Raw genomic sequence first — 5097 nt, forward strand, 5'->3', positions numbered from 1 at the left:
TATGCGGGTGTAGCTCAATGGTAGAGCCCTAGCCTTCCAAGCTAGTCACGAGGGTTCGATTCCCTCTACCCGCTCCATTTTTATATTTAAAACAAGGCGTATAAGCGCCCATAGCTCAGTTGGATAGAGTGACAGACTTCGAATCTGGAGGTCGTGGGTTCGACTCCCTCTGGGCGCACCAATATACATATTAAATAAGGCATTGCGTAAGGTTGATAGTAGCTTATCAGCCTTTATTTTTTTATAAAATAACACAACCGTAACACAACCCACAGGAAAAAGTTATAATTTAGTATGATTTTAAAAGCAAAAAATAAAAATAGCTTATTGAAGCTATAAAGCAAATAAGCTATTAATTTTCTCTACTGCTGCTATTTTCTGTTTAGGCATAACGTGAGTATATATATTAGCAGTTATTGATATATCAGAGTGACCAAGAAGCTCTTGAACTGTTTTTAATGGTACGTCAGCCTCGAATAATCTTGTCGCATAAGTATGGCGCAAAGCATGAAACTTTTTATGTGATATACCAGCATTTTTTAAAGCTCTTGCATAGCTCCTATCTAAATTTCTAGGATCTGTTGGTTCTCCTATTTCATTAGGGAATACTAAGTCATTATCAACGTAAATAAGCTTATTTTTTAGCTTTTCTGCTAATTGATTTTTTCTATGTTTTTTCAATTCAATTATTACGTTTGAAGGTATTGGAATGGTTCTTTTACTATGTTCTGTTTTTGGTGGCTGCTCTATTATTTCAGTTTTATTACCCTCTGTTTTACCTAATATAGTAACTCTTTTAAAGGTTCTTTTTACACTAAGCTCATTCTTTTCAAAGTTTATATCATGCCATTTTAGAGCGGTAACTTCTCCAAGTCTTAAGCCAGTGGCAAAGACCAATATAAACAATACTCTATGCCTATGATTATCCAATGATCTTATAAATTGCTGCTGCTCTTCAACAGTGAATATCTCAACTTCCTTTTTACTGGCCAGCTTTGGAAGTATTACATTGTTGCTGCAATTAAATAAAATATATGTTTCTTTGACAGCTTGGTTTAAGCAGCACTTAATAGTTTTATTTATTGTCTTAATTACGTTAGGACTTTTTTTATGTTTACTCATTAAGACATTATAGTATGCCTGTAAATTTGAAGTACTTAAGTCCTTAAGCTTTATAACTCCAATTTCAGAGTTTTTAATGTAGTTATTGTAAATGCCATTATATTTCTCTAAACTTGAAGGTCTTAAATCATTTACTCTATATTCATATAACCATGTTTTAAACCACTGCTGCAAGGTTATTTTATCATCAGATGAAAGGAGACCTGCAGCAGATTTATTTTTATAATCATTCATTTTATCTATAGTTTCAATCTTAGTTTTTCCATAGAATTGTTTTCTGATTATATTAAATATGGTCTAGTGTTTGGTATTTATTCTGAATTGAATGAATTAACTGTGAGAGATATTAATGAAATGATTAAAGAAGATAATGTGAATTTTCCATATGAAAAGTGTTTATTTCCAGAATATTATCCGGATGCATATGATTTTTTAAAATCTGAATAAGATTGCGACCAAGCAAAAAAGTTGAAACTAAAAATAAAAAGAAGTTTGCAATAAAACTAGAGTTACAGTAGATAAATTATAAATATAGAACAGTGAAATATTGAGATTATAGGAAGGGACCTGTTAAATGCAGATTCTTTTTATTTTGTGATGAGTTTATTGGGAACAGCTTAATTTTTAAAATTTGAAGCAAGAATAATTTAATATATGTGGAGTCATACAGAATGTAAAAGCTATTCTAGGGTTTATTTTAATTTTTTGAGGATGTAAAAATAAAAATTGTTAATTTAAAAAGATATGCGCTAGTTGGTATATTGGTAAAAAAGACAAAGTTGGAAGTAAGGACAGAATATGATAACAATAAGGGAGTTACATTTACACATAAATTCTATGATTCGGCGTCTATTTCAATTTTTACTATTTTTTTAGATAATCATAGAATGATATATACAACAAATCAAAAAGGTAGTCCAGACATAAGAAGTTTTAGTGCCACAGTAAAAGATGTATTTAAAAATTATGTTAAATTGTATAATAAAAATAAAAGAGAAAATGAAAGAATTGCATATCCTGTTGTTGATATAGTAAATTTACCTTCAAAGAAAGATATAAAAGAGAAATTAGAAACTGTTAAGAAAATAAGAAAATTAACGTTTAAATTATTTAATCCGAATGGTGATTTTAATATGAGTAATACATATGACGACATGCTAACTCAATTAGAAAAGGCTGGAGCTAAAAAGGGAAGCTTTGTTATAAATTCACCAACTAAATTTGAAAATGTTGCAGAAATGATAACAGACACTAAAGGGCTTGCAGAAGCAAAAATTGAAGTTGAGTATAAGGCAGGAGGAAAAGGTACTATAGATCATCAAACAATGGGTGAAAAAATATCAATAGATCTTCCAGAATATACATCAATAGGATCAGTATCTAATGTTGTCGTAAGTACGCTAAAAGATAAAAAAGAATTGAATGAAATAAGTGATGAAAACATTAAAATTTATGAAGAAAATAAACCACAAATTAATAGAATAATATCCAATCAAAATTAACAAAGGAGAGGGTGATAATGACTAAGAAGGAAATAATGACTGATAATTTAAAGGATTTAACAAAAGAAAAAAGTTTTAACAATATATTATGTGAAGGATTGAAGTTATTAAAACCCTCGAGAAGTAGAATAATATTTATGCTTATAATTTTAGTGATAATTATATTTCCTGTTTTTAATATTGCTTTTAAAAAAAATACTTTAGAAGAATTTTTGTCAATTATTGAATTATCAAATGATGTAATTAAAGATTTATTTGGAATAATATTTACTGGATATGCTCTTTTTCAAGCATTAGTAGGAGCCAATTTGTTAAAACAAATGTTAATTAGCAAAATAGGGAAAAATAGTGATTTTAAAACTTATAATTTATATTTTTTTATTATTAGTATAATGTATTTATTTATTATATTATTAAATTTTATATTAATTATTACCTTAAAAAATATAGATTATAGCTGCATTAAAAATATAAATGTTACAATAATAAATATCTTAGCCTTTATATTTATTATTGTGTACATAGAGATTAATGTATTTGCAATATTTGAAACCAAAAGTTTTGTTGTGAATATATATCATTGTTTTAATATAAGTGCCCTATCTGAAGGAATTGATATGTTAAAAGATGATATTGAAAAATCAAATGATAAAAATGATAAAAATGATAAATAATATTAAATAAAATCCTTGTAAAATGATAATAATAATAATATAATTATTATATAGTGAATGTGGCATATTTATAAATTGTGTAATATTTGCTATTACAAGATAATTATAAAATTAGACATAAAAACAGGGTGCTGGTAACACCCTGTAGTATACAACTCAGTTGTTAAAGACAACTGGCATAGCTTAAAATTTAATGTTTTAAAAAGTAGCCATTACCAATTGCGCAGGTGGGCTACTTTTTTATGTTCTTTATTAGCACGACAATTAAGTTTATCAATGCTATCAAAAAAGATAGAGCAGAAAAAACTACTATAAACATCTCGTACATATGCATCACCTCCCTTATAAAAGAGATAGCAATGCCAGTTGCCCACGCACAACTATATTGAATTGTATGTAAGTAGTTTAACATAATAAGGTATCCTGTATCAATATAATTTTATCAAGTATAAAGGCATATAGAACAAATATAATAAAAAATATTATAGCTATACTAATAAAAACAAAACACATTTATAAGGCTAATATGTGGCTTTAAATACATACCTGAATTGCTTGGAATTCAATGCTTTCAGCGTACAATAAAATAACACAACAATAACACAACCGAATGCGAAAACCGTATTTTTTAAATGAACTGTACATTGCCATATAAAGCATAAATACAGATAAATGGCCAGTTATAAAACTAAATAAATTATATAAAAACGTGCCTTTACGAATCTGGAGGTCGTTGGTTCAACTCCCTCTGGGCGCACCAAATAAACATATAAAATAAGGCATTGCGTAAGGCTGATAGTAGCTTATCAGCCTTTATTTTTTTCTTTTCCTGCACTTTATTCCCGCATTAAGCAAATAAATCATTTTTTTCATAGCTTGATCTTACTTTTAACTTATCCGTTTTTTAAATTTTTCCCGTTCTTATCTATATGAGATTACTTCCAAACTAAAAAATACAAATATCAAGGTTATACAAATAATACTTGTTCAGTTCACAATTAATAGCTAAAGATGTTTTTACATATTTACTATACTCTGAATCAAATTTAAATTTGGAATTTATAATTTTAAAGTTCCTAAAAAAGAGTAAAAGTATGAATAATAGAAAAAATAATATAAATGCACTTATGTATTCTCATATATTACATAAAATGTTATAATAGAGTAAAAAAGCTTGAGATAGATATATATGTATGGATAAGAATCGATTAAAATTATTCGGAATAAAAAGAATAATACTTATAAGACAAATAGATAATTGGTCAAAAGGAAAAAGATATATTGCCAGGACGTTATTTAGTAAATACCTAATATATGAAGAAGATACTAAGATAGTATCAATCTATAGACTTAAGGGATATAAAAGAGCAAAAGTAGTGTGAAACATACCCTAAATAGCATTGCCGCATTGCTATAAAAAATATGCCAATGCGGCAGTGTTTTTTAGTGATATATATATAATATTGCTAAGTATAAAAGCGTGATTGTTTTAAATCTTAGAAAAATAATAAACTGTTGCTCGAAACCCATACATGTATACTTGTCCTAGAGTGTCTATATGTGAAATAGACAGCATTTTAACTACATAATAAGTATAAATAAGATGCTTTAGTATAACGAAATATTTTTAAATAAACAATATAAAAAAACATGTTATTATGTTAAACGTTGTTGCAAGATGACATTGATTAATGAGTTCTGAAAAAAATATTTTAAAAAGTGTGTCAAGCATTTTTGAAAATGTCCCAAAAAGTTTTAATTATTAGCACCAGCTTTTGCTGGTGCTTTATTGATGGTAT

General features: G+C 27.3%; 5 protein-coding genes and 2 tRNA genes. 6 read left to right on the forward strand and 1 reads right to left on the reverse strand.

All coding sequences use genetic code 11. The features are described 5' to 3' along the window. Positions 1-3 precede the first annotated feature (3 nt). Both LQK79_RS20525 and LQK79_RS20530 read left to right on the forward strand, forming a co-directional pair. A tRNA-Gly gene (locus tag LQK79_RS20525) sits at positions 4-77 on the forward strand. Between the two features lie 27 nt (positions 78-104). Then, positions 105-181: transfer RNA gene (locus LQK79_RS20530), tRNA-Arg, on the forward strand. Between the two features lie 152 nt (positions 182-333). Here LQK79_RS20530 and LQK79_RS20535 read toward each other — a convergent pair. Beyond that, positions 334-1356, reverse strand: coding sequence for a tyrosine-type recombinase/integrase (locus tag LQK79_RS20535; RefSeq protein WP_231017744.1), 1023 nt, complete (start codon positions 1354-1356; stop codon positions 334-336). Positions 1357-1443: 87 nt separating this feature from the next. Here LQK79_RS20535 and LQK79_RS20995 point away from each other — a divergent pair, with 87 nt between their 5' ends. The 4 genes from LQK79_RS20995 to LQK79_RS20550 all read left to right on the forward strand — a co-directional run bounded on the left by LQK79_RS20995 (position 1444) and on the right by LQK79_RS20550 (position 4680). Next, positions 1444-1569 carry a hypothetical protein gene (locus LQK79_RS20995; RefSeq protein WP_269144224.1) on the forward strand — a complete coding sequence of 42 codons (126 nt, stop codon included), beginning with the start codon at positions 1444-1446 and terminating at the stop codon, positions 1567-1569. 314 nt (positions 1570-1883) lie between these two features. Then, the gene (locus LQK79_RS20540; RefSeq protein ID WP_053242045.1) at positions 1884-2624 is read left to right on the forward strand and encodes a hypothetical protein; all 741 of its coding nucleotides are present in this window, start codon (positions 1884-1886) and stop codon (positions 2622-2624) included. Positions 2625-2641: 17 nt separating this feature from the next. After that, positions 2642-3298 carry a hypothetical protein gene (locus tag LQK79_RS20545; protein WP_231017746.1) on the forward strand — a complete coding sequence of 219 codons (657 nt, stop codon included), beginning with the start codon at positions 2642-2644 and terminating at the stop codon, positions 3296-3298. Between the two features lie 1193 nt (positions 3299-4491). Then, the gene (locus LQK79_RS20550) at positions 4492-4680 is read left to right on the forward strand and encodes a hypothetical protein (protein ID WP_053243621.1); all 189 of its coding nucleotides are present in this window, start codon (positions 4492-4494) and stop codon (positions 4678-4680) included. The last annotated feature ends 417 nt before the right edge of the window (positions 4681-5097 follow it).

The organism is Clostridium guangxiense, from assembly GCF_021043395.1.
GTDB classification, from domain to species: domain Bacteria; phylum Bacillota; class Clostridia; order Clostridiales; family Clostridiaceae; genus Clostridium_S; species Clostridium_S guangxiense.